We start from the raw sequence: 3,604 nt of genomic DNA on the forward strand, positions 1-3,604 counted from the left end.
GTGGGCGCCGGCATGGAGCGGGACGGCTCCCGGGCTGCGGCGACGCTCGGCGGGTTCGGGGCACTCGTCGGTGCCCGGGGCGGCCAGCGGCAGCGGTTCACCTCCCCCGGCGGGGGCCTCCTGGGCGGTGACGCAGTGCGAGCCGGCCACCCACGGCCGGGCCTCTGCGGCATCCGCCCCGCCCAGCAGGACCAGCGCGGCGCCCAGCAGCGCCGTCACGGCACACCGGGCCACGGAGTGCCAGTGCCGAGGCGCACGCCGCATGCCGAACCTTCCCGAGGAGAGGGCCCCAGTCAACCGCTCCGGCCGTTCCCGGAGCACGTCCGGCTCACCCGCCGGTGGCGGGGTTTCACCCGTCCGGCCGGACCGCCCTTCCACCGGCCGGCCACCGGGACCTCACCCGCGCTGCCGACACGGAGGCAGGCATCGCTGAGGACCCGTCGGATGTGTGCGGGAGGCCGACGCGGCGGTGGCCGCGCCATAGGGTGGCCGGCGCTGTGCGGAGCACCCGGCGGACGGGGCTGGTGGAGCGGGGGCCGCTCGGCGTGTCGATCGCGCTCGGTCCCGGCCGGCACCTGGTGNACCCGACCCGCGGTACTGCCCGCCCCGGATCGGCAGCACGGCCACCTGGGACGCCCTCCGGGCAGCAGGCATGACCCCGCCTCCCCTCGACGGCGCCTACTTCGACCGCTTCGCCGAAGCGACCGTCCCACTGCGGCGGGGCGAGGAACTCGCTTCCTCGTCCGGCGGTCGAGCCGTCCCGGTGACCGGTGGCGCGACTCGGTAGCGCCCCGCCGCTCACGGACGAGGGCTCGGGCCCGTTCGCCGTCACGCCCCCGGCGGGACGGCGAACGGGTCGTACTCCTCCGGCATGAAGCAGCCGTAGTCCTGCAGTGGTCGCGGATCGTTCAGCACGATCTGCCGGCGCTCGCCCGCAGGGGAGAGCCCGTCGGGGCGGTCCATAAGTCTCCGGCCGGGAAGTCCGGCGGACGCCGGGGCGTCGGCCGCGAGCCGACCGAAGCGGTCCAGCAGGGCCCAGACAGCGTCGTAGACATCGCGGATGTCCTCGGCCGCCCTCTCCTCGGTGATCTCGGGGAAAGCTTCGCGGTACGCCGCGCGGGCCGAAGCGACAAAGCGTTCCGGGTCGACGACCACCACGTCCTGCCGCGTCCGAACACTGATCGTCATACCCGCCGTCGGGACTGGCATCTCATCCACCCGCACACGGTACGGCCCGGCTCCCGAACCGCCAACTGCGAGCTGTGGCAGGGCTCCGAGGAAGTGACGGGGGCCGTCCGACGCCAGGCGGCCGGGCTCGCCCGGGGTGGAGGAGGCCGCGTACTCGGAGCTGTCGAGAAGCTGACGGACGGTCATGGTCGACCGCGCCGCTCGATCCGGTCGCGGAGCGGACGCACCGCGACCGAGGGCGGGGCGGGGCGGTACCGGGATCGGCACGGTGACGTCCCGGATTCCTTGTGAAGGGAATGGAGGGGAATCGGGCGGACCGGTTTCGCGGCCTCGGGCGGCTTTACGCGAAAGGGGGTGGCATTGTCGGCCGGAATCGATCGAAGCCTTGCGGGGAAGTCTGCGGCCTTGCCACCATGAAGTGTTGTTCGTTCCGCCACTGATCCCGTCGTAGGAGGAACATCTTGAAGTACGTCAAGCTGGGCTCGACCGGCATGGATGTGTCGCGGATCTGCCTGGGCGCCCTGAGTTTCGGAACACCCGGCAAGGGTGTCCACGGCTGGACCCTGGACCTCGACCAGGCCCGGCCCATGATGCTGCACGCCCTGGAGTCCGGGGTGAACTTCGTGGACACCGCGAACGTCTACTCCGCCGGGAGCAGCGAGCGGATCGTCGGTCAGATTCTCCGGGAATACGGCCGTCGTGACGAGATCGTGCTGACGAGCAAGGTCAATGGACGGACGCGGCCCGGGCCGAACGGCGTGGGGCTGTCCCGCAAGGCGATCATGACCGAGATCGACAACAGTCTGCGCAGGCTCGGCACCGACTACGTCGACCTCTACCAGATCCACCGGTGGGACCCGGTGACGCCGATCGAGGTCACCATGGAGGCGCTGCACGATGTGGTGAAGGCGGGAAAGGCGCTGCACATCGGCGCGTCGTCGATGTGGGCCTGGCAGTTCGCCAAAGCCCAGTACACCGCGGAGCGAAACGGCTGGACGCGTTTCAGCACCATGCAGAACCACTACAATCTCATCTACCGCGAGGAAGAGCGGGAAATGATGCCGCTGTGCGAGGACCAGGGCGTCGGCGTCATTCCCTGGAGTCCGCTGGCCCGGGGGCGGCTCGCGCGGAAATGGGACAGCGTCAGCACCCGGAGCGAGACCGACGAGTTCGGAAAAATTCTCTACCGGGACAACGACCGCGAAATCGTCGACCGGCTCGGACAATTGGCCGCCAAACGTGAACTGCCGATGGCACAGCTCGCGCTGGCGTGGTTGCTCTCCAAGCCGGCGGTCACTTCGCCCATTGTCGGCGCCACGAAGATGAGCCATCTCCAGGACGCCATCGACTCGCTGGACGTGGAACTCGACGCCGACGAGATCAATTTCCTCGAGGAGCCGTACCAGCCGCACGAGGTCTCCGGACACCCGATCACCGAACTGCCCGGCCAGCACTGAGCGGTCGCCGTGACGGGGGCGGGTGGCGGCGGTGAGCCGTCACCCGCCCCCGTCGTCGTGTCGGCTCAACCCCGCGGCAGGACCGGTTCGTTCAGGGCCTCGGGGAACCGGGTCAGCAGGCCGGCGAGGTGGTCGGCCAGGTCCCGGGCGCCTTCGGCCCCGAGCTGGTCCCCGCGGTGGGACACCAGGCCGATCAGTTGGCCGTCCAGTTGCACCATGGTCACCGTCAGGCCGAACTTGGCGTAGTCGCTGCGCAGTTCGTCGATCAGTAGCGGTGTCAGCCGCGTTCCGTCCAGCACGGCGGCGTGGTCGTCCAGCAGGTTCATGTTCAGCGTGACGTTCACGTAAGGGGTGTACCCGAACCGCCGGGCGGGCTTCAGCCGGTTGAGCACGTCGTCGAACTCGACGGCCTGGTGCTCCAGCGCGCCCAGGGCCTCGCGGCGCATCCGCAGCAGTACGTCCAGCACGGTGCTGTCCGCGGTCACCCCGGAGCGGAGCACCGCCGTGTTGAGGCTCGGGCCGAACAGTTCGGCGAACCGGGGGTGGTTGCGGTTCGCCGTCGGGGATCCGAAGGTGACGTCGTCGAGGCCGGTCCACCGGTGCAGGGACACCGCCAGCGCGGTGGCGGCCACCATGAACCAGCTGACGCCGTGCTCGGACTGCACCACGCGCAGCGAGTCCAGTAGCCCTGCGGGCAGGGGCAGTCGGAACGCTCCGTTCGGCTCCGGCCGGTCCGGCGCGGGCAGCGGCGTGTCCGCAGACGCTCCCTCCAGGGCCGACTCCCAGTACGCCAGATCGGTGTGCCAGGAGGCGCTGTCCCGCTGCTCCCGCTGGTGGGCGGCGAATTCGCGGTACTGGACGACCGGTCGCGGCCGGTCCGGGGTCGCGCAGTAGCGGTCGAGTTCCGCGAGCAGGACCGGTATCGACTCCCCGTCGATCACCAGGTGGTGCACGCAGAG

The 3,604-nt window shown here is 70.6% G+C and carries 4 protein-coding genes; 1 reads left to right on the plus strand and 3 read right to left on the minus strand.

Going from position 1 to position 3,604, the window contains the following annotated elements:
• A partial coding sequence (locus tag VR45_RS11105; protein ID WP_199925928.1) for a hypothetical protein occupies positions 1 to 264 on the minus strand: 264 nt, incomplete at its 3' end.
• A 564-nt stretch (positions 265 to 828) separates the two neighbouring features.
• Complete coding sequence (locus VR45_RS11110) at positions 829 to 1,188, minus strand: hypothetical protein (protein ID WP_159394184.1); 360 nt, start codon at positions 1,186 to 1,188, stop codon at positions 829 to 831.
• A 461-nt stretch (positions 1,189 to 1,649) separates the two neighbouring features.
• Here VR45_RS11110 and VR45_RS11115 point away from each other — a divergent pair, with 461 nt between their 5' ends.
• Positions 1,650 to 2,645, plus strand: a complete 996-nt coding sequence (locus tag VR45_RS11115) for an aldo/keto reductase (RefSeq protein ID WP_045939542.1) — start codon at positions 1,650 to 1,652, stop codon at positions 2,643 to 2,645.
• Between the two features lie 65 nt (positions 2,646 to 2,710).
• On the opposite strand, the gene VR45_RS11120 is transcribed toward VR45_RS11115, so the two are convergent.
• Positions 2,711 to 3,604, minus strand: an 894-nt coding sequence (locus tag VR45_RS11120; RefSeq protein WP_234325937.1) for a condensation domain-containing protein, incomplete at its 5' end; no start/stop codon positions are given.

The organism is Streptomyces sp. NRRL S-495, assembly GCF_000966955.1.
GTDB lineage: Bacteria > Actinomycetota > Actinomycetes > Streptomycetales > Streptomycetaceae > Kitasatospora > Kitasatospora purpeofusca.

Bases quoted from the DNA above. Each gene is read 5' to 3' on its own strand.
- VR45_RS11110 (WP_159394184.1), bottom strand. From the start codon at position 1,188: ATGACGATCAGTGTTCGGACGCGGCAGGACGTGGTGGTCGTCGACCCG.